General features: G+C 66.7%; 19 protein-coding genes. 8 read left to right on the top strand and 11 right to left on the bottom strand.

Translation table 11 applies throughout. The features are described 5' to 3' along the window. The first annotated feature begins 87 nt into the window (after positions 1-87). Both ACQR1H_RS08485 and ACQR1H_RS08480 read left to right on the top strand, forming a co-directional pair. Positions 88-684, top strand: coding sequence for a YidB family protein (locus ACQR1H_RS08485; RefSeq protein WP_315800563.1), 597 nt, complete (start codon positions 88-90; stop codon positions 682-684). Between the two features lie 27 nt (positions 685-711). Further along, on the top strand, positions 712-978 hold the full coding sequence (locus ACQR1H_RS08480; RefSeq protein ID WP_315800564.1) for a GlsB/YeaQ/YmgE family stress response membrane protein: 267 nt from the start codon (positions 712-714) through the stop codon (positions 976-978). 131 nt (positions 979-1109) lie between these two features. On the opposite strand, the gene ACQR1H_RS08475 is transcribed toward ACQR1H_RS08480, so the two are convergent. Then, complete coding sequence (locus ACQR1H_RS08475) at positions 1110-1889, bottom strand: SDR family NAD(P)-dependent oxidoreductase (RefSeq protein ID WP_315800565.1); 780 nt, start codon at positions 1887-1889, stop codon at positions 1110-1112. 246 nt (positions 1890-2135) lie between these two features. Here ACQR1H_RS08475 and ACQR1H_RS08470 point away from each other — a divergent pair, with 246 nt between their 5' ends. The 3 genes from ACQR1H_RS08470 to ACQR1H_RS08460 all read left to right on the top strand — a co-directional run bounded on the left by ACQR1H_RS08470 (position 2136) and on the right by ACQR1H_RS08460 (position 5417). Continuing rightward, positions 2136-3200 carry an acyl-CoA dehydrogenase family protein gene (locus ACQR1H_RS08470; protein ID WP_434893243.1) on the top strand — a complete coding sequence of 355 codons (1065 nt, stop codon included), beginning with the start codon at positions 2136-2138 and terminating at the stop codon, positions 3198-3200. Positions 3201-3219: 19 nt separating this feature from the next. Continuing rightward, a complete protein-coding gene (locus ACQR1H_RS08465) occupies positions 3220-4377 on the top strand; it encodes an acyl-CoA dehydrogenase family protein (RefSeq protein WP_316216819.1) in 1158 nt (385 codons plus the stop codon). A gap of 233 nt (positions 4378-4610) precedes the next feature. After that, entirely contained in the window at positions 4611-5417 is an 807-nt protein-coding gene (locus ACQR1H_RS08460; protein ID WP_434890431.1) for an enoyl-CoA hydratase/isomerase family protein, read from the top strand. Between the two features lie 57 nt (positions 5418-5474). Here ACQR1H_RS08460 and ACQR1H_RS08455 read toward each other — a convergent pair whose 3' ends face one another. The 3 genes from ACQR1H_RS08455 to ACQR1H_RS08445 form a co-directional block, all read right to left on the bottom strand. Then, positions 5475-6245 carry a hypothetical protein gene (locus ACQR1H_RS08455; protein ID WP_434890430.1) on the bottom strand — a complete coding sequence of 257 codons (771 nt, stop codon included), beginning with the start codon at positions 6243-6245 and terminating at the stop codon, positions 5475-5477. A 68-nt stretch (positions 6246-6313) separates the two neighbouring features. Continuing rightward, positions 6314-7108 (bottom strand): enoyl-CoA hydratase, encoded by a 795-nt coding sequence (locus ACQR1H_RS08450; RefSeq protein ID WP_434907407.1) that lies wholly within the window; start codon positions 7106-7108, stop codon positions 6314-6316. A 145-nt stretch (positions 7109-7253) separates the two neighbouring features. Further along, positions 7254-8438 carry an ABC transporter substrate-binding protein gene (locus ACQR1H_RS08445; protein ID WP_315800912.1) on the bottom strand — a complete coding sequence of 395 codons (1185 nt, stop codon included), beginning with the start codon at positions 8436-8438 and terminating at the stop codon, positions 7254-7256. A gap of 223 nt (positions 8439-8661) precedes the next feature. Here ACQR1H_RS08445 and ACQR1H_RS08440 point away from each other — a divergent pair, with 223 nt between their 5' ends. Together ACQR1H_RS08440 and ACQR1H_RS08435 are read left to right on the top strand one after the other, a co-directional pair. After that, complete coding sequence (locus tag ACQR1H_RS08440) at positions 8662-9438, top strand: thermonuclease family protein (protein ID WP_434907406.1); 777 nt, start codon at positions 8662-8664, stop codon at positions 9436-9438. A 48-nt stretch (positions 9439-9486) separates the two neighbouring features. Beyond that, positions 9487-10953 carry a M48 family metalloprotease gene (locus tag ACQR1H_RS08435; protein WP_315800914.1) on the top strand — a complete coding sequence of 489 codons (1467 nt, stop codon included), beginning with the start codon at positions 9487-9489 and terminating at the stop codon, positions 10951-10953. A 93-nt stretch (positions 10954-11046) separates the two neighbouring features. Here the strand turns inward: ACQR1H_RS08435 and ACQR1H_RS08430 are convergent, their stop codons facing one another. After that, positions 11047-11832, bottom strand: a complete 786-nt coding sequence (locus ACQR1H_RS08430) for an N-acyl homoserine lactonase family protein (RefSeq protein ID WP_434888193.1) — start codon at positions 11830-11832, stop codon at positions 11047-11049. Positions 11833-11866: 34 nt separating this feature from the next. Beyond that, the gene (locus ACQR1H_RS08425) at positions 11867-12622 is read right to left on the bottom strand and encodes an SDR family NAD(P)-dependent oxidoreductase (protein WP_434888171.1); all 756 of its coding nucleotides are present in this window, start codon (positions 12620-12622) and stop codon (positions 11867-11869) included. Between the two features lie 134 nt (positions 12623-12756). Here ACQR1H_RS08425 and ACQR1H_RS08420 point away from each other — a divergent pair, with 134 nt between their 5' ends. Further along, on the top strand, positions 12757-13647 hold the full coding sequence (locus ACQR1H_RS08420; RefSeq protein ID WP_434888172.1) for an AraC family transcriptional regulator N-terminal domain-containing protein: 891 nt from the start codon (positions 12757-12759) through the stop codon (positions 13645-13647). A 130-nt stretch (positions 13648-13777) separates the two neighbouring features. Here ACQR1H_RS08420 and ACQR1H_RS08415 read toward each other — a convergent pair whose 3' ends face one another. The 5 genes from ACQR1H_RS08415 to ACQR1H_RS08395 all read right to left on the bottom strand — a co-directional run bounded on the left by ACQR1H_RS08415 (position 13778) and on the right by ACQR1H_RS08395 (position 20762). Further along, on the bottom strand, positions 13778-14608 hold the full coding sequence (locus tag ACQR1H_RS08415) for a CarD family transcriptional regulator (RefSeq protein WP_315800572.1): 831 nt from the start codon (positions 14606-14608) through the stop codon (positions 13778-13780). Positions 14609-15106: 498 nt separating this feature from the next. Then, positions 15107-15445, bottom strand: a complete 339-nt coding sequence (fdxA, locus tag ACQR1H_RS08410; RefSeq protein WP_035660174.1) for a ferredoxin FdxA — start codon at positions 15443-15445, stop codon at positions 15107-15109. 113 nt (positions 15446-15558) lie between these two features. Then, positions 15559-15816 carry an RNA-binding S4 domain-containing protein gene (locus ACQR1H_RS08405; RefSeq protein WP_315800916.1) on the bottom strand — a complete coding sequence of 86 codons (258 nt, stop codon included), beginning with the start codon at positions 15814-15816 and terminating at the stop codon, positions 15559-15561. 73 nt (positions 15817-15889) lie between these two features. Next, positions 15890-19447: a helicase-related protein gene (locus ACQR1H_RS08400; RefSeq protein WP_434873422.1), complete on the bottom strand. Its 3558-nt coding sequence runs from the start codon at positions 19445-19447 to the stop codon at positions 15890-15892. 538 nt (positions 19448-19985) lie between these two features. After that, positions 19986-20762, bottom strand: coding sequence for a DUF3108 domain-containing protein (locus ACQR1H_RS08395; protein WP_315800917.1), 777 nt, complete (start codon positions 20760-20762; stop codon positions 19986-19988). Positions 20763-20827 lie beyond the last annotated feature (65 nt).

The raw sequence follows: 20827 nt of genomic DNA, 5'->3' as shown, positions 1-20827 counted from the left end.
GTTCCCCTGTGCGACCCTTCTGACCGCGGCTTGTAACGCTCCGTGCAAGCCAATAGCTTTGTCGGCGTGGGGCGCAGGAGGCAGGTCATGGGTCTACTCGATATCCTCAACGGCATGCAGAACGGCCCGAATGGGCCAAGTCATCCGGCCACGCAGAAGAGCGGCGGCATGTCGCCAATGACGATGGCGATCCTCGCTTTGCTGGCGTGGAAAGCGGTGAAGCATTTCTCGCAGAATGGGCAGCAGCCGAATGCGGCGCCCGCGCCGGTCCCGCCGTCTCAGCCGACCGGGAATCAAGGCGGACCGCTCGGCGGTGCGCTTGGTGGCGGATTGAGCGGCGGCCTCGGCAACATCATCGCTGGCGGACTCGGCGGCCTGCTCGCCGGCGGCGCCGCCGGCAGCGTCTTGTCCGGCGGGCTCGGCGATCTGCTGCGCCAGTTGCAGGACAAGGGCCATGGCGACACCGCGAACTCCTGGGTCTCCCCCGGCGAGAACAAGCCGATCTCGCCCGGCGACCTCGCGAATGCGCTCGGCGCCGACCAGATCGATCAGCTCACCGCGCAGAGCGGGCTGTCGCGCGACGAGCTGTTGAACGGGCTGAGCCAGTACCTGCCGAAGGTGGTCGATCAGCTCACGCCGGACGGGCGGCTGCCGACCGAGCACGAGTTGGCGAGCCGGATCTGAGCGCGACCTTCAGGCAAGGATCATGTCATGCTCTATATTTTGATCGTCGGGCTGGTCGCCGGCTTCCTCGCCCGGCTTCTGTCGCCGGGACCGAACAACCCCTCCGGCTTCATCCTGACCGCCGTGCTCGGCATCGTCGGCGCATTCCTCGCCACCGCGGTGGGACAGGCGATCGGGCACTATGGTCCGAACCAGGGCGCCGGCTTCATCACCGCGACGATCGGCGCCGTGGTGGTGCTGTTCATCTGGAACAGGCTGGTCGCCAGCGGCACGATCCGCGATTTCAATCGCTAGCGCGCTCGCTCCAAGCGCTCTCACTCCAAGTCATTGCCAGCCAGGCGGCGACGCAATCCAGCACCAACAAGGTCTGGACTGCGCCGTCGCGTCGGCTGTTCACCACGACGGCGTCGCCCCAAGAAACGGCGTCACCCCAACAGATGCATCCCCGCATCCATGCGCACGACCTCGCCGGTCATGTGGCCTGACGCCGGGCTCGCCAGGAACGCCACGAGCTGCGCGATATCCTCGGCGGACGAAGCCGCGCGCAGCGGCACCCGCGCCACCACCGCATCGCGCACCTGCTTGGCGCCGGCCTCGCCGCGGCCCTTGGTGAACCACGGCGTATCGATGTAGCCGGGGCAGACGGTGTTGATGCGGATCGCTGGCGCCAGGGCGCGCGCCAGCGACAGCGTCATCGTGTTCAGTGCGCCCTTGCTGGCGGCATAGGCAACCGACGAGCCGACGCCGCTGATGCCGGCCACCGACGAGACGTTGACGACCGCGGACGCACGCGCCGTCGCCTTGGCCGCAGCTTCCAGCAGCGGCCGTGCGGCGCGCACCATCTGGAAGGGGCCGATGGTGTTGACCGCGAAGATGCGCTGGAAATCCTCCGCCGAAAGGCCGTCGAGCTGATCGTGCGGGACGTGCTTGGTGGTGCCGGCATTGTTGACGAGGGCATCCAGCCGGCCCCAGGCCGCGGCGGCGGCGACGATCTTGCGGCAATCCTCGTCGCGCGACACGTCGCCTTGAATGACGACGACCTCGACTCCTTCCTTGCGGCAGAGATCAGCGGTCTGCTCGGCTTCACTCTTGCTGTTCGAATAGTTCACGACGATGCGCATGCCGGCCTTCGCCAGCAGCAACGCGGTCGCGGCTCCGAGGCCGGACGCCGACCCCGTCACGACCGCGCACAGACCTTCAGCCATTCCGCACCTCCCTGTTTGCCTTTGCCTGTTACCTTGCTTCTTCTTAGCCAACATCGCTGCATCTGCAAAATCGGCAAAATCTCCGCAGCGCGGAAATCGCTCGCCTCCATGCGGCGAGCGGACGGGGCCCTGCAGCGCGCTACGCTTGTCAGGGCCATCGCTTGCGCCCATCATGCCGGCAAGACATCGCCGGCGCGCGCAGGACATGGCGCGCCGAGACCGACGATAACGAGGGCGAGGAGCGCTGTGGCGGAAGCTGAGAACATCGTCGTTGCGACCGCGGAGAGGATCTTCGCCGATCTCGCCGACCCGCAGACGATCAACCACGACAAGGACGGCCGCTGGACGGCGCCGCTGTGGCAGGCGCTGAGCGAGGCCGGCCTGACGCTCGCCTGGGTGGGCGAGGAGTTCGGCGGCGCCGGCACTGACCTCGCCGACGGCTTCGAGATCATCAATGCCGCCGGCCGTTTTGCGATTGCGGTGCCGCTGGCCGAGACGCTGCTCGCAGGCTGGCTGCTGCAACAAGGCGGCATTGCCTCGCCCGACGGCGCCATGACGATCGCGCCGGCTCATCCGAGAGACCGGATCACGCTCGACGCTGACGGCACCTTGTCCGGCCATGCCCGCGGCGTGCCGTTCGCCAGAGCCGCGCAGCATATTGCCGTGCTCGCGCAAGGCGGCGACGGCGTGTCGATCGCGCTGGTCGAGACCGCGCGGCTGCGCATCGACGCGGGCCTCAACCTCGCCAACGATCCCAGCGACACGGTGACGTTCGACAAGATCACGCCGCTGGCATGCCGGCCGGCGCCGGCCGGCTTCGACGCCACGACATTGATGCTGATGGGCGGCGTTGCCCGCGGACTGCAGATCGCCGGCGCGCTGGATCGGCTGCTCGCGATCAGCGTCAACTATGCGGGTGAGCGCGTCGCCTTCGAGAAGCCGATCGGCAAATTCCAGGCGGTGCAGCACAATCTCGCACGGCTGGCCGGTGAGAGCGCCGCTGCGAGCGCGGCCGCGACATCGGCCGCCGATGCGATCGCGCGGGCCGCCGCATTCGACGACGCGGTGTTTCTCGAAGCCGCAGCGGCCAAGATCCGCTGCGCCGAGGCCGCCGAGAAGGGCGCGGCGATCGCGCATCAGGTGCACGGCGCCATCGGCTTCACCACCGAGCACATCCTGCATCGCTTCTCCTTGCGCGCGCTGGGCTGGCGCGACGATTTCGGCTCCGAGAGCCATTGGGCCGTCGAGCTCGGCAGGCGCGTCGCCGCACACGGCGCCGATGAGCTGTGGCCGCTGGTCGCCTCGCGCTGACGACGAAGAGGATTGCCGCATGACCGCACTTCGTTTCGATCCGATCCGCCTGCCGAGAGAATGCGAGGAGCTGCGCAAGGAGGTGCGCGCCTTCCTCGCTGATGAGATCGCGGCCGGCACCTTCAACCCGTACCAGCCCAAGCGCGAGGATGCCGACGCACGTGAGTTTGCGGCCCGCGTCGGCGCGCGCGGCTGGATCGGCATGACCTGGCCGAAGCAATATGGCGGCCACGAGCGCTCGTTCCTGGAACGCTACGTCGTGACCGAGGAGATGCGGGTCGCCAATGCGCCTGTCAGGCGCTTCTTCGTCGCCGACCGGCAGAGCGGGCCGATCCTGCTGCGCTACGCGCCCGAGCATATCAAGATGGACATCCTGCCGCGCATCTGCCGCGGCGAGCTGTGCTTCGCGATCGGCATGAGCGAGCCGAACTCGGGCTCCGACCTGTTCGCCGCCAAGACGCGCGCGACCAGGACGGACGGCGGCTGGCTGATCAACGGCTCGAAGATCTGGACCACGTCGGCGCACATGGCCGACTACATGATCGCGATCTTCCGCACGTCGCCGGCCACCAAGGAGAACCGTCGTCATGGCCTGACGCAGTTCCTGGTGAACATGAAATCACCGGGAATCAAGGTGAACCCGATTGGGCAGATCACCGGGCAGAAGGAGTTCAACGAGGTCGTCTTCACCGACGCCTTCGTGCCGGACGATCATCAGCTCGGCGAGATCGACGGCGCCTGGAAGCAGGCCACCTCCGAGCTCGCCTATGAGCGCTCGGGGCCCGAGCGTTTCCTCGAAACCTACTATGTGCTGACCGAGCTGGTGCGCGCGGTCGGTCCCAACCCCGACACGCGCAGCGCGGAGGGCATCGGTCGCCTGGTGGCGCAGCTACACACGATGCGGCGGATGTCGGTGTCGGTCGCCGGCATGCTGCAGGCCGGCAAGGAGCCGGTGGTCGAGGCCTCGATCGTCAAGGACGTCGGTACGGTCTGGGAGCAGCAGCTGCCGCACCGCGTCCGCGACCTCGCCGCGTTCGTCGAGGACAACGCAGGAAATCGCGAGACCTTGGAGAGCCAGCTGACCTTCGCGATGCAGACCGCGCCGAAGCTGACCATCCAGGGCGGCACCACCGAGGTGCTACGCGGCATCATCGCGCGCGGGCTGGGGTTGAGGTGATTGTAGGAGCCAATTCGGCTTGCTCGGTGCACCCTCTCCCCTTGTGGGAGAGGGTGCCGGAGATGCGAAGCATCGGAGGCGGGTGAGGGGTCTCCATCCGCACGGCCAACTGCCGAGAGAACCCCTCACCCGGCTCGCCGTCGCTTTCGCGTCGGCGATCCACCCTCTCCCACAAGGGGAGAGGGTGCACCGGCCGTACCGCTGCATTAGGTAACTAATCAGGAGACCCCACCATGACCCACTTCCCTGACATCGGCGTCGAGATCCACGGCCATGTCGGCCTGATCGAGATTCGCCGGCCGCCGCTCAACTTCTTCGACATTTCACTTATCAACCAGATCGCCGATGCGCTGGAAAGCTTCGACCGCGACATCGAGATCCGCGCCTCAGTGCTGGCGGCGCAAGGCAAGGCGTTCTGCGCCGGCGCCAACTTCACCGATCCGGCGCGCCAGGCGCAGGAAGCGGCCGGCGCCAAAGGCGATCCGGCCGACAGCCTCGGGGCGATCAACCATCTCTACATGCAGGCGGTGCGGATCTTCCGCTGCAAGAAGCCGGTAGTCGCCGCGGTGCACGGCGCCGCCATCGGCGGCGGGCTCGGCCTCGCCGTCTCGGCCGACTTCCGCGTCACCTGTCCGGAGGCGCGGTTCTCGGCCAATTTCACCAAGCTCGGCTTCCATCCCGGCTTCGGGCTGACGGTGACGCTGCCGGAGCTGGTCGGCAAGAACAACGCCGAGCTGATGTTCTACACCAGCCGCCGTGTCACCGGCGAGGAAGCGCTCAGAATCGGCCTCGCCAATGAATGCGTGCCGCAGGACCAGGTGCGGACGGCCGCGATGAAGCTCGCCGCCGAGATCGCCGAATGCTCGCCGCTCGGCCTGCTGTCGACCCGCGCCACGATGCGCGCCAACCTCGCCGACCGTGTGATGGCCGCGACCGAGCACGAGCTCGCCGAACAGACCCGGCTGCGCGCGACCGAGGATTTCAAGGAAGGCGTCAAGGCGACCGAGGAGCGGCGCTTCGCGAACTTCAAGGGGCGGTGACGAACCGCGAGCTTCGATCGTCGTCATGGCCGGGCTCGTCCCGGCCATGACGATCGACTAGTTGGCGACCGCCCCCTGCAACGCGAAGGCAACGCCGCCAATTGTGAAACAGCCGCCTGAAACTGCATAGCCACGGGCGCGCGCAGCGTCGGCCACACGCGCAGCATCGGCGACGCGGAACGTCAGGCCGCTCATGAGCTCGCGCTCGCCGGGTTCGACACGAATACCGGCGTTCGGCAATTTCAACTGCTGAACACCATCTCGGGCAGACGGCACCACATCGAGAATGCGCCCCCAATGCCCGGCGAGCGCGGCCGGCTCGGGGCTCTGCAGCACCACCTCGGTCATCGCCGTCGTCACGTCGCTGCGAATCGCGCGCGTCCAATCCGGCCCAGCGGGCGGATAGGCGCCGAGCACATCGTCGCTGCCCGCGGTGTGATTGAGCTCGATGAAGGCGGCGCGGCAGTCGCGGGGATGTAGTTGCACGCCGTGATAGGGCGGATGATCGATCACGTTGGCGGTGCGCACGCCCATCGCATTGGCTCGGGACGCGCGGCCATCGGGATCATCGCAGGCGAAGATCGCCATGTAGCCGCCGCGGCCGCCGGTCTTGTCGAGGAAGCGTCCGGCCGCGGTGTCCTCGCGGGTCGGCGCGATCACCTCGAGCAGGATCGGCCCGACCGGCAGCAGCGCGTTCTCCAGCCCGTATTTGCCGACATGCGGGTCGCGATAGCAGATCTCGATGCCCATGATCGCGGCGATGTCCGAGACGACGGGCTCGAGGCTGCGGGCGACGAGACAGATCTGGCGCAGGTGGAGGTAAGGCATGCAGTCCTCCTCGAGGCTTTGCCTGTTCACACAGGCCAGCGGCCTCAGCAGCGTCATTGCAAGCGACGCTACCGTCCCTGAAACAGCGGCGCGCGCTTCTCGACGAAGGCTTTCGCCGCCTCCCTGTGGTCCTCGGTGTCGCTGCAGCGCGAGTGATGCATCGCCTCGGCGTCGAAGCAGGCCTCCAAGGTCATCGTCTCGGCATTGTTGATGTTGCGCTTGATGTAGCCAAGCGTCACGCTCGGCCCCTGCGCCAGCGACATCGCCAGCGCGCGCGTGGCGGCTTCGACCTCGGCGTCGGGCACGACCTTGGTGACCATGCCCAAGGCGAGCGCCTCCTGCGCCGTCAGGACCGGCGAGGTCAGATACAGTTCCCGCGCCTTGGCGCTGCCGAGCAGTTGCGTGAGGAAGTAGGTGCCGCCGAAATCGCCCGACAGCCCGACCTTGGCGAAGGCCGTCGTGATCTTGGCCGACTCGCCGGCCACCCGCAGATCGCAGGCCAGCGCGATCGACAGGCCGGCGCCGGCGGCGGCGCCGTCGATCTGCGCCACCACCGGCTTCTGCATCTGGTGCAGCAGCCGCGACACCTCCATGCGCTCGCGCAGGGTCGTCACCTTGGTCTCGAACGAGGGCGCGGTCTTGGCTTCGGCCATCGCCTTGACGTCGCCGCCGACGCAGAACGTGCCGCCGGCGCCCTTGAGCAGCACGGCGCGCACCTCCGGATCATCGGCCGCGCGATGCGCCGCCTCGACCAGGCCCTTGGTCAGGTCGCTGTTCAGCGCGTTGCGCCGCTCCGGCCGGTTCATCGTGATCGTGAGCAGGCCGGCCTCGACGTGCTGCAGGACGGTGGTGTTGGTGGTCATGGTAGCCGCTCCGCTGTTGCTCGTGATGGTCTCGTCATTCCGGGGCGACGCGCGAGCGTCGAACCCGGAATCCAGAGCTGATTGTCTCACATCGAGATTCCGGGTTCGCGCTCACGCGCGCCCCGGAATGACGGCCGTTCGGCCGTTACTTCTTCACCAGCGGGCAGCGCGACGCTTCCAGCGGCTGGAACGCCTCGTTGCCCGACACGGTCGCGAGCAGCTTGTAGTCGTCGGACTTGGCCTTCGACTCCGACGGCTTCTTGACCTCGAACAGATACATGTCATGCACCATGCGGCCATCCTCGCGGATACGGCCGCCCTTGGCGAACATGTCGTTGATCGGCGTCGCTTTCATCAGCTTCATCACGGCGTCCGCGTCGGTCGTACCCGCGGCCTTCACGGCCTTCAGATAGTGCGTGACGGAGGAATAGACGCCGGCCTGGGCCGAGGTCGGCACGCGCTTGGTGCGCTCCATGAAGCGCTTGGTGAAGGCGCGGGTGTCGTCGTTGAGATCCCAGTAGAACGCTTCCGCGACGAGCAGCCCCTGCGCCGTCTCCAGCCCGACGCTGTCGATGTCGGAGACGAAGGCGAGCAGCGGCGACAGCTTCTGTCCGCCCTTGGTGAGGCCGAATTCGGCCGCCTGCTTGATCGCGTTGATGGTGTCGCCGCCGGCATTGGCAAGCCCGATCACCTTGGCCTTGGAGGCCTGCGCCTGCAGCAGGAAGGAGGAGAAGTCCGAGGTGTTGAGCGGATGACGCACGCTGCCGAGCACCTTGCCGCCCGACTTCACCACCACGGCGGTGGTGTCCTTTTCCAGATCCTGGCCGAACGCGTAGTCGGCGGTCAGGAAGAACCAGCTGTCGAGGCCGGACTTCACCGCCGCCAGGCCGGTGACGTTGGCCTGCGCGAAGGTGTCGAACACGTAGTGCACGGTGTAGGGGCCGCAGGCCTCGTTGGAGAGCCTGACAGAGCCGGGACCGTTGAAGATGATGATCTTGTTGCGCGCCTTGGCGATCTCGCCTGCGGCCAGCGCGGTGGCGGAAGCCGCGACATCCCAGATCATCTCGACGCCCTGGTTGTCGAGCATGTCGCGGGCGATGTTGGCGGCGAGATCGGCCTTGTTGAGATGGTCGGCCGCGATCACCTCGATCTTGCGGCCGAGCACCTCGCCGCCGAAATCCTCCACCGCCATCTTCGCCGCGGTCTCGCTGCCCGGACCGGTGATGTCGGCGTAGAGGCTCGACATGTCGAGAATGCCGCCGATCTTCAGCGGCGGCTTGCTCTGCGCATGCGCCACGCCTGCGGACAACGTCAGCGCCGACGCCAGCATGAACAACGACGCCGCCGCGCCGCGGATGGTTCTGCTCATCGATATCCTCCCTGCCGGGCACGTCGCTACATGGCGACGGCCTCTTTGATAGTTCTCATCATGGCGCACGCATGCGCATGCGGCAAGCGCTCAGCACGCTCAGCAAAGGCGTCGCCGGTCGCCGCTTTCCGCTCAGTGGAATGGAAATTTCGTGCGATGATGCAGCATGGCGAGAGTGCGCGGAATGCAGAGCGGACGAAGGCTGGTTGCGCTCGGTGCGAGCGTGGCGGTCATCGCAATGACGTCGGCGAGTCACGCCACACCGTGCATGCTCGCGGAGCTCGGCGAAGGCCACGTCAGCGAGATCATCGATGCACGCGGCTTCCGTCTCGATGACGGTCGCGAGGTCAGGCTCGCCGGCATCGAGGTGCCGCCGGAGGAGCAGCGCGCGACGTCGGTGGATGCGCTGGGCGCGCTGCTGCGCGGCCGCGACGTCGTGCTCCGCGGCGAGGACGACACCCCCGACCGCTACGGCCGGCAGCGCGCCTTCGTCTTCGTGGCCGGCGCGGACCAGCCGGTGCAAAGCGAGCTGCTGCGGCAGGGCGCCGTGCTGCGCGGGATCGACCTGCCCGACCGGGATTGCGCCCTCAGCCTGGGCGCGGCGGAAGCCGAGGCCCGCAACGCCGGGCGTGGTCTCTGGAAGATTGCGACCGTCATAAAAAACACGGAAAGTCCAGACGATATTTTGTCTCGCGTAGGGCTATTTACGGTTGTCGAAGGGAAGGTGTTGTCCGTACGACAGACGGGGACAACAACTTATCTGAACTTCGCTCGTAACTGGACACGGGGCTTCGCGGTGACTATTCCAAAGCGTATGATGGCGGTATTGGAAGGTGCCGGCATCGACGTCAAATCACTTGCGAATCGGCAGGTTCGCGTGCGCGGTTGGATTGAAGCGCATGCGGGTCCGAGACTGGAACTGACGCAGACCGCCCAGATCGAGATTTTAAGCGGGAATTGACCGCTGAGGTACATGAGTAGCGACGTGAACCTGTCTGTTCGAAAGCGCATGACGGTGATGAACTGCGGTTCGCGGATCGCACCGGCGCTGCTGTGCCTGGGGCTGGCGCTGGCCGGTTGCAGCGACATGGGCAAGTTGCAGCAGGCGACGGCGCCGTTGCCGACGCCGCGGCCGAAGCCGGCGATGGTGCAGACGACGCCGGCAAGCGATCGCGAGCACGAGCGCATTCTTGCAACCTATGGCGGCGCCTATGAGGATCCTCAGCTCGAGGGCCTGATCTCCAAGATCGTCGACCGGCTGGTGGCTGTGTCCGATCGCCCCGACCAGGGCTACAAGGTCACGATCCTGAACTCCGGTGCGGTCAACGCTTTCGCGCTGCCGACCGGCCAGCTCTACGTGACGCGCGGGCTGATTGCGCTCGCCAACGACACCTCCGAATTGTCCTCGGTGCTCAGCCACGAGATGGCGCATGTGCTGGCGCGCCATGCTGCGATCCGCGAGGACCAGGCGCGGCAGGCTGCGGTCGTGACCCGCGTCGTCTCCGACATGGGCAACGATCCGGACCTGACGGCGCTGGCGCTCGCCAAGACCAAGCTGACGATGGCGAGCTTCTCGCGCACCCAGGAGTTCGAGGCCGACGGCATCGGCGTCGGCATCTCCGCCAAGGCCAAGTTCGATCCCTACGGCGCGGCGCGCTTCCTGACCTCGATGGAGCGCAACGCAGAGTTGAAGGCCGGCAAGGTCGCGATCGACCCGCGCGCGCAGGACTTCCTGTCGTCGCATCCGGCGACGCCGGAGCGGGTGCAGAACGCCGCCGCCATCGCCAAGCAATACGTCTCCCCCGAGGCCAGGGAGCATGACCGCGAGACCTACTTGGCTGCAGTCGACAACATCGTCTATGGCGAGGACCCGAGCGAGGGCTTCGTGCGCGGCCGGCGCTTCCTGCATCCGAAGCTCGGCTTCACCTTCCAGGCGCCGGAGAACTTCACGCTCGACAACACCGCGCAGGCGGTGATCGGCGTACGCGAGGGCGGCGCCCAGGCGATGCGCTTCGACGTCGTGCGCGTGCCGGCGCAGCAGACGCTCGGCGACTATCTGAACTCCGGCTGGATGGAGAACGTCGACAAGTCGGCGACCGAGGAGCTGACGATCAACGGCTTCCCGGCGGCCTCCACGACGGCGAGCGGCGATCCCTGGCAGTTCAAGGTCTATGCGCTGCGCGTCGGCAGCGACGTCTACCGCTTCATCTTCGCCTCGCGGCAGAAGACCACCGAGAGCGAGCGCAATGCGCGGGAGACGGTGAACTCGTTCCGCCGGCTCAGCCTGGAGGAGATCCAGTCGGCGCGGCCGCTGCGCATCAAGGTGATCACCGTGCAGCCGGGCGACACGGTGGAATCGCTGGCGCACCGCATGACCGGCGTCGACCGCCCGGTCGAGCGCTTCCGCGTGCTGAACGGCCTCGACGCCCGCGCCCAGGTCAAGGTCCGCGACCGCGTCAAGATCGTGGTGGAGTGAGCGCGATTTCCCCTGAGCAAACCCTCAGGGCTGCCGCTCGCTCGAGCAGCTCGGCTGATCGGTCGAGGGGCGGACGGACGAGTGAACGCCCCCCTAGTCGAAATACGCCGGCGCGTGCGCAAGCCCCGCCGACTGCGCCGTATCATGGTTGAGCCACAGCTGCGCGCGCTCTGCATCGACGATGGCGGCGATCCGCTCCATTGATGTCAGGGTCGCCTCGGCGCTTGCATTCATCGTAGGCACGCAGCGATGCGCCATGTTGTAGCGGTCATGCGCGGCGTCGCCCGATAGCAGGACCGCCCCGGAGCCGGCGAGCCGCACCAGCAGCGAGCAGTGGCCCGGCGTATGGCCAGGCGTTGAGATGACGCGCACCGAACCGTAACCGAACAGATCGACATCCCCGTCCATCAATTCGAGGCGGGCTTGCCGGAGGCAATCGTAGAGCAATGGCGCGTAGCCGAAGGTGCTGAAGTCCTTGCCGAACATCGCCGCGTGCTCCCGCCGCTGGATGTACCAGCGCGCATCGCGGAACAGCCTGGCATTGCCGATGTGATCGAAATGGGCATGGGACAGCAGCACCATCGCGACATCGGCCGGCGCGAGGCCGATTTCAGCAAGCTGAGCAGTGAGAGGCTTAGCGACGAGGCCTCTGATGCCGTGGGCGATGATCCGGCCTTCCGGCGCATCGGCCAGCCTCTCGTCGATCCCGGTGTCCCACAGGATCCATTCGCCCCGTCGCTGCAGCAGATAGGCATGGCAGCTCAGCGTCACCGGCTCGCCCTGCCATTTGCCCGGCGTATAGACGGACCGATCCGGCGCGATCGCCTTGCCGGCATCGAGCACGTACAGACGATTGATCGTTCCCGACTGTCCAGTCATGGCGCTCACGGCAATTTCCTGCTTGCGGGCTCGATCAGATCGCCTGGCCGCCGGAGACTTCGATTCGCTGCGCATTGATCCAGCGGTTGTCCTCGGACAGCAGGCTCGCGATCATCGGGCCGATATCGTCGGGCACGCCGACGCGGCCGAGCGCAGTCATGCTGGCGAACACCCTGTTGATCTCGGGATTGTCGCGCACCGCACCGCCGCCGAAGTCGGTTTCGATCGCCCCTGGCGCCACGGTGTTCACCGCGATGCCGCGGCTGCCCAGCTCCTTCGCCAGATAGAGGGAGAGAACCTCCACTGCACCTTTCGCGGCCGCATAGGCCGCATAACCTGGAAACGAGACCCGCGTCAGGCCGGACGACAGATTGACGATGCGGCCGCCATCGGCAAGTAGCGGCAGCAGCGCCTGGGTCAGGAAATAGACGCCCTTGAAGTGAACATCGACCAGTCGGTTGAACTGCGCCTCCGTTGTGTCGGCGATCAACGCATGGTCGCCATGGCCGGCGTTGTTAACGAGGTGGTCGAACGTGTCGCGCTGCCAAGTCCGGCGCAGCGCTCCGCGCAGGGTCTCCGCAAACGGCGCAAAGGCGGCGACATCACCGGTGTCGAGCTGGAAGGCCAGCGCCTTGCGGCCCATCGCCTCGATCTCTTCGACGACGGCCGCCGCGTCCTCGGCCCGGTTCTGATAGGTGAGGATGAGGTCACTGCCGCGATGGGCAATATGACGCGCGGCGCTACGGCCGAGCCCGCGGCTGGCGCCGGTCACGAGTGCGATCCTGGTCATGATTTTTCTCCGGTCGGGTTTGACTGGTCGGATATTGGACACCGACCACCGGCGGAGTTGCCGGAACCGCGCCGTTCCTTGCCTGATCCTCCAAATCGGGTGTGTGGAGAGCGAGAGCGGGCTAAGTTGCGGACATGACCAGCCTGCTCAATGCCGTCGGCCGCTATGCGGCTGTCCACGCCGATACAGCCGGGATTGCCAGGACCCCGATCCCCGGACTCACGACGGTGCGCGCGACCGCACCGAGCGAGCTCGTCTACGCCATCTCGCGGCCGCTGGTGTGCCAGGTTGTGCAGGGCAGCAAGCAGGTCACGATGGGGCTGCAGGGACTGACGTTTTCCGCAGGCGATTCGCTGATCATCACCGCCGACGTGCCGACCGTCAGCCAGATCACGCGCGCGACCCGCGCGGCGCCCTATCTGTCGCTGGTACTGGAGCTCGATTCGGCGCTGATCGCGGAGCTAATCCTGCAGATGGACGGCACGACGGCGACGGACGGTCTTGCCGTCCGGGTCGAGCCGACCGACGCGGAAGTGACGGACGCGGCGCTACGCCTGATGCGCTTGCTCGATCGTCCTGCCGGATTGCAGGTGCTGCAGGCTCAACTCTTGCGCGAGATGCATTATTGGCTGCTCGCCGGCCGGCACGGCGCGGCGATCCGCCGGCTCGGTGGCCCCGACAGCCACGCCCAGCGCATCGCCCGTGCGGTAGCCCTGTTGCGCGCCGAGTTCACCCAGGCCCTGCCGGTCGAGCGGCTCGCGGCTGTCGCGGGTATGAGCCTGTCCTCCTTCCACCAGCACTTCCGCAGACACACCTCCCTGTCGCCACTGCAATTCCACAAGCAGCTTCGGCTGATCGAGGCGCGCCGGCTGATGTTGGCCGAAGGCATCAGCGCGAGCAGTGCGGCGTTCGCCGTGGGTTACGAAAGCGTGCCGCAGTTCACGCGCGAATATCGTCGCCTGTTCGGCCGTCCGCCGGTGCAAGACATCAAGGCGGCACAGGCCAAAGTCGAAGCTGTTGCGTGAGCTGCGTGCGGGTGCCGTGCCGGGGACTTGCCGGTCTCGACAGCGTCCCCTTTGAGCCAGGCAAACAAAAAGCCCGACCTTGCGGCCGGGCTTTCGTAAGCAACTAATTCGAAAACGCTTGAACGGTCGATCAGGCGGCCTCGTCGGCCACGGCGGTGTCGTCGCCGTCGATGTCATCACCCTCGCCTTCCGCATCGCCCTCGGCGACCGCATCGGCTTCGGTCTTGGCGCCGCGGCGCGGGCTCTTGGCGAGCTGCGTCTCGATCTCCTTGACGGCCTCGGTCTCGGTCGAGTGCTGCACGACCGCGATCTCGCGCGACAGACGGTCGAGCGCGGCTTCATAGAGCTGGCGTTCGCTGTAGGACTGCTCCGGCTGCGACTCCGAGCGATACAGGTCGCGCACGACCTCGGCGATGGCGACGATGTCGCCCGAATTGATCTTCGCTTCGTACTCCTGGGCGCGGCGCGACCACATCGTGCGCTTGACGCGGGCGCGGCCCTTCAGGGTCTCCAGCGCCTTCTTGACCAGCGCCGGGTCGGACAGCTTGCGCATGCCGACATTGGCGACCTTGGCGGTCGGCACGCGCAGCGTCATCTTGTCCTTGATGAAGTTGATGACGAACAGCTCGAGCTTCGCACCCGCGATCTCCTGCTCCTCGATGGCCAGGATCTGGCCGACGCCGTGAGCCGGATAGACGACGAATTCGTTGGTCTTGAAGCCCTGGCGCTGGGTCGGCAGCTTCTTCTCCTCGACGCGCGGCGCGGCCGCGACGGGAGCAGCCGGCTTGGCGGCGACGGCGGGCTTGGCAACAGGGGCAGCAGCCGCAGGAATGGCGGTCTTGGTGGCAGCCTTGGGCGCAGCGGCGGCCTTGGCGGGCGCAGCCTTGGCAACAGAGTCCTTTGCAAGAGTGGTCTTCGCGGCGGATGCTTTCGCGGCAGTCTTGGCAGTCTTTTCAGGCATTGCGCTTCTTTTGTTCTTGGTGGACTTGGCAGCCGAGGCCTTCGCGGCAGCCCGAATCTCCTTTACAGGAGCCCGGGCACGGCCCTTGGAAACGCTGCGGCTGGCCGCGGCGGCTTTTTTTGTACTCTTGGAAGCACTCTTTTTACGCGTTTTCTGTGACACAGCCTGCGCGCGGAACTGCCACGCCCCTGTTTGATGTTGCGGGAACCTAAAAGGGCGGCCAAAAAAAGTACGCATGGCCGGGTTCGGCTCTGAGAATGTGCTATATATAGCACATTTACCGCAAAAATCAATGATTTAGAGGCCGCAGGGGCGGTATTGTGACGGGTCCACGAAGTTAGGGTTAAGTGAAGCGTGCCGGAATAGAACAACTCATGCGGCGGTTCCCGCTCGCCGCAATCTCGTTCTAGGCCATTGTTTCCGCGTGGCGATTCCAATCAGCCACGGCCAGCGGCAGAATTGCCGGCGCCGCTCTCGCGCCAGCGCAGAGGTGACCCGTCAGTCTCCGGCGCCCGGCTTCGATGAAAAATACTTCTCGAATTTTCCGTCCTCGCCGTCGTGCTCCTTGGCATCCGCCGGCGGGTCCTTCTTCTGCGTGATATTGGGCCAGGACTTGGCATATTCGGCGTTCACGCCCAGCCATTTCTCCAGCCCCGGCTCGGTATCCGGCTTGATCGCGTCGGCCGGGCATTCCGGCTCGCACACGCCGCAATCGATGCATTCGTCCGGATGGATCACCAGCATGTTGTCGCCCTCGTAGAAGCAGTCTACCGGGCAGACCTCAACGCAATCGGTGTATTTGCATTTGATACAGTTTTCGGTGACGACGTAAGTCATCCAGGGCTCCGGAACGGATCGACAAATCGGCTGGCTTGGACTAGCGCAGGACGTGGTGTGCCGCAAGTGAAGCGGGGCGAAGAACTGAATTGGAATTGCGCCGGCGCAACCAATCAACTTCGGCCGCGACCTTCGAGGTCGTCGTAGAGCCCGCGCACGGACGCGGCGTCGCCGCGACGCGCGGCAAAGCCGGTCACCTTGAGCACGCGCACGCTGCGATCGAGCGCGATGGTCAGCACATCACCGGTCTTCACCCCATGGCCCGGCGAGGTCTCGCGCACACCATTGACCCGGACATGCCCCGACGACACCAGCGCCGCGGCGCTGGTGCGCGCCTTCACCAGCCGCGCATGCCACAGCCATTTGTCGATGCGCTGGCGCTCTGACGGGGTGTCGGACGTCGGCGTTGTCCTTCCAACCAATCTTGCCAACCGATCTTGCCGCTCAGTCCTTGCGGTTGTTCCCCGCGAGCTGCTCCTTGAGCGCAGCAAGCTTGGCAAACGGCGAATTGGGATCGACCGGACGGTCGCGATCCCGGCCGCCGCCGCTGCTCGATGCGTAGGGCCGCAGCGCCGGGCCGCTGTCGCGCTTGTCGCGGCCGCCCTTGCCGAAGTCGCGGCCACCGCGCCCCTCGCGGTCGCCCCCGAACTTGCCGCCCTTGTTGCGATCCCGGTTCTGGTCGCGCCCCTTGGCATCATGATCGCGGCGCGGCCCGCGATCCTCGCGCGCCGGCGCCGATGCGCCCTCGGCTGGCGCCGCACCCGCCTCCGGCGGACCCTTGCGGAAGTCCTTGCCGAACTCTTTCATCCGGTCGCGCCGGCCATGGCCGCGGTGATGGCGCTCGCGCGCCTCGCCGCCCTCGGCCGGAGCGGTCCCGGCCGATGCCTGACCGCCGCCGCCCCCCTGCCCGCGCTCATGCTGCGGACGGTTGGGCCGGCCGCGATGATGATGGTCGTGGCGCGGCCTGCGCTCCTCCGACCGCCCGCCCGGCCGCCAGACCTCGACCAGGACGGGCTCGGCAGCAGGCGAGGCCTCGGCGGGAGAAGCCTCGGTGGCGGTCGATCCAGCAGCAGTTTCCGCCGCGGCAGCTTCAGCCGAAGCGTCGCCGATGCTTGTTGCCTCGTTCGCAACGGCCTCCGCGGCTTCTGGCTGCGGCGCATCCGCAGCGACGGCGGTTTCCGCCTCGGCGACGACGCTTTCGGCAGCCGTCTCGGCCATGGAAGCGGCGTCCGCCACATCCGGCGTGACGAAATCGACGGTCGGCAGCGATGCCAGGGCCGATCCCGACGTGGTTTCCGGCTGCTCCTCACCGACCATCGCGGGCACGGCGACGGCCTGCTCGGTCACCGGAGCGACGGCGGCCTCCGCGACGGTGGGAACCTGCTCGTCGGCCGGCTCGCCGGCGACAACTGCGAGGTCCTCGCCCGGCACAGCCTGCGCATCTGCCGGAGCGGCTTCGGCAGCAGCAGCTTCCGCGATGGCAGCAGCCTCGACGGGCTTCTCAATCGGCTTGGGCGGCAGCGGCGGACGCTTCTCCATGCGATAGCCGAGCGCGCGCAGGATGGAGGCGAAGTCCTCGCCGGCCGAGCCGGTGAGCGAGGTCATCGCCTGCGTCACCACGAAGCCGCGGCCGTCGAAGGCGCCGGCCGGCTTCTCGCCCGGCGCATTGTCGCGCCAGGCCAGGGCGGGACGAATCAGGTCCGCCAGCCGCTCCAGGATGTCGACGCGCACGGCGCGCTCGCCGGCCTGCTTATAGCCGAGCACGCGATAGGCATCGCGCGGCAGCGCCTTGTCGACCGGGAACGAGGTACGGCCCGAGCTCGCCAGATGCTGGGCGCCGGTCAGCGCGGACATGTCGACATTGCCCTGCTTCTCGGCCCACAGCAGCGCGGCGAGCGCGCGCGCCGCCGGCTTGAGCAGTGCCGGGACGTAGATGTGATAGGCCCCGAAGCGCACGCCATATTTGCGCAAGGTGGCGCGCGACGGCTGGTCGAGATCCTTCATCTCGGCGGCGATCTTGGCGCGCTCGATGACGCCGAGCGCCTCCACGAGCTGGAACGCGATGCCGCGGCCGATGCCGGTGATGTCCTCGGCCTTGGACAGCTCGAACAGCGGGCCGAGCAGCTTCTCGATATGCGTCTTCAGCCACAGATCGAGCCGCGCCTGGACTTTGTCGCGCGCAGCACCCGTCAGCCGCTCGTCGGCGATGATGCGCAGGCGCGGATGCAGCGCGTCGTCGGCCGCGACCAGCTTGGCGACCGCGTCGCCGGTCCAGCGCATCGTGCCGTCGGCGGTGAGCACGATGTGCTCGTCGGGCGCGCCGGACAGCTTCTCGGCGCGCGCCTCGATCTCGCCGGCCAGCGCCTTCTGGGCAGCAGCCTGCAAGGCCTTGGCCTCCGAGCCGGCTTCGGCGGCGTCGGGCGCGAAGGTGAATCCATCCAGGCGGCCGATCGCGTGCCCTTCAACGATCACTTCGCCGGTCTTGCCGATTTCCGTATTCAAAACACTGTTCTCCCGCAGGCGCCGCATCAATACACTGGTACGACGATCAACGAAACGCTCCGTGAGCCGTTCATGAAGGGCGTCTGACAATTTATTTTCGAGTTCGCGGGTAATCCCCTGCCAATAATCAGGGTCGCGCAGCCAGTCGGGCCGGTTGGCCACGAAGGTCCAGGTGCGAATCTGTGCAATCCGCCCCGACAGCGTATCGATGTCGCCATCGACGCGGTCGGCCTGATCGACCTGGGCCGCGTACCAGGCGTCCGGAATACGCCCCTTCTGCATCAGGAAGCCGAACACGGTGGTCACCAGCTCCGCATGGGCAGCCGGCGACAGCCTGCGATAGTCGGGAATCTGGCAGGTTTCCCAGAGACGCTCGACCGCTTCAGCGCCATGCGCCATGTCGCGCACCTCGGCATCGCGCGCGGCATGATCGAGCACGCGCAGATCCTCCGCGGTCGGCGCGCGCGTCAGCGCGTCATGCCCCGGCGTAATCGCCAGGGAGACCTGGAGCGCGCTCAAGGACGCGAAATCAAGCCTGGAGTTGCGCCATTGCAGCACCTTCACGGTATCGAAGGTGTGGTTCTGGAGCGCATTGACCAGCTCGGGCTCGAACGGCGCACAACGTCCGGTGGTGCCGAACGTGCCGTTACGCGTCGCGCGTCCGGCACGGCCGGCGATCTGGGCAAACTCCGACGGCGTGAGCCGGCGGAACTGATAGCCGTCATATTTGCGGTCGGATGCGAAGGCGACGTGATCGACGTCGAGGTTGAGCCCCATGCCGATCGCATCGGTGGCGACGAGATAGTCGACGTCGCCGTTCTGGAACATCGCCACCTGCGCGTTGCGCGTGCGCGGCGACAGCGATCCCAGCACCACGGCGGCGCCGCCATGCTGGCGGCGGATCAGCTCGGCGATGGCGTACACCTCGTCAGCCGAGAACGCCACGATGGCGGTCCGGCGCGGCTGCCGCGTGATCTTCCGGTCGCCGGCGAATTCGAGCTGCGACAATCGTGGCCGTGTCACCATCGACGCACCGGGCAACAGCCGCTCGATGATGGGGCGCATCGTCGCAGCCCCGAGCAGCAGCGTCTCGTCGCGCCCGCGGCGATTGAGGATGCGGTCGGTGAAGACATGGCCGCGCTCGAGATCGGACGCGATCTGGATCTCGTCGACGGCCAGGAACGACACGTCGAGATCCCTGGGCATCGCCTCGACCGTCGACACCCAATAGCGCGGGTTCTTCGGCTTGATCTTCTCCTCGCCGGTGATCAGCGCGACGGCCTCGCTGCCGACGCGATCGGCGATCTTGTTGTAGACCTCGCGCGCGAGCAGCCGCAGCGGCAGTCCGATGATGCCGGAGGAATGCGCGAGCATGCGCTCGATCGCCAGATGCGTCTTGCCGGTGTTGGTGGGGCCGAGCACGGCGGTGACGCCGCTTCCGGGAGCACGGTCGGACGTGCGCTCGAAAGGCGAGGCAGCCGAAGAGGACGAAAAAGCCATTCGTTAAATGTGGGTCTCGAAGCCGGCGTTGGAAGCGCGTCGTTCACGCGCGACGGATGCGGAATTGTCGTGTGTCTGGAGAGGCTGAGATGCTGACCCCTGTCTCACATTGTGACGCATATAGTGCCGCAGCTTAAGCTTCGGAACGCCTTGAGAACGAATCGCGAAGGAATCGCTGACTCTGTCGGCTTTCAGGCTTCGTTCACCGCAACATCTCGCGCTCTGCGATCAAGCCAGCACTAGATCAAGTTTTCGCGGGCTCCACAAGCAACGCTTTCGCGATGGAACTGGCGCGCATTTCAGGGCGTCCCGAGTCGAATCAGAATCAGGGAAGAGTCAAACGGATTCACGCGCAGCAGACAGCATCCATACGGGGACCGGCAAATCGGAGGTCAACGCGGAATCTCCATCGCATTCAAGCGAGAGCGGACGGCATGCCGCCAGACCTTCACGCCACGGCCGCTGTTGCGGCTCAGCCGCTGACGGGGCCGTGCCACAGCGACGAGATTCGGATGTGGAGGAGCAGCGATACGAGGCGCTACTGGGTCTTGGCGACGTGCGGCGCCGCCTGGGTGATGAACGACGTCGCCTCCAGCATCGCGGTCCCCAGCGGGGTCGGGATCACCATCTTGAACGGCACCAGCACGCGGGTGCCGGCGATCGGCACGAAGAAGATCTCCATGTTGCGGGCCTGAGCCAGATATTTGATGACCGGCCGGTCCGGGATGTAGCCCGCGACCGGCGTGAAGTAGATCGCGCAGACCAGCGCCGGACCGCGATAGCCCTTGTCAGCCTTGACGTTCTCCATGCGCTTGTAGTCGAGCTTGAGCTCGTAGCGCATGCGGCCGTCGAACACGGGCGCAGCGCCGCGGCAGGAGTCCGGCGACAGCAGTTCGCCATTGCCCGGCACCCGCACCAGAGAGGCCGTCATCGGATCGAGCACGCCGCGCTTGTGGGCATCCGTCACCGGAATGCGGTCGGGATCGACTGGAGGCGCCGGCTCGATGGCGAAGTCCTTCACGGTGCCGTTCTGCAGATTGATGCGGATCTGCTCCGATTTCTTTCCCGTGGAGGTCGAGGCCTGGTAGCTCTGGCCGACCAGGGCGCCGTTGACGACGCGTCCCTGCACCGAGCCCGTGCCCGATCCTTGCGAGAAGCTCTTGAGCAGGCCGGCGGTGCCGCCCTGAGCCGCAGCACCATACTGATCATCCCCGATCTCGACCGCCCAGGTGCCCTTGCCGACGGGGATGCCGGCCAGGGAAGCCTCGTATTGAGCGTCCAACCGAGCCTGCGCCTGGGCGCCTTGCGCCAGCAACAACAGGCAGAGCGCTGCCCCGGCCGCGGCCAGGCGGCCCGAGAGAAATGAGGGAACCGAGATGA

It is taken from the genome of Bradyrhizobium sp. HKCCYLRH2015, from assembly GCF_051168215.1.
In the GTDB taxonomy this organism is placed as follows: Bacteria; Pseudomonadota; Alphaproteobacteria; order Rhizobiales; family Xanthobacteraceae; genus Bradyrhizobium.
This window is presented reverse-complemented; position numbering and strand designations above follow the sequence as displayed.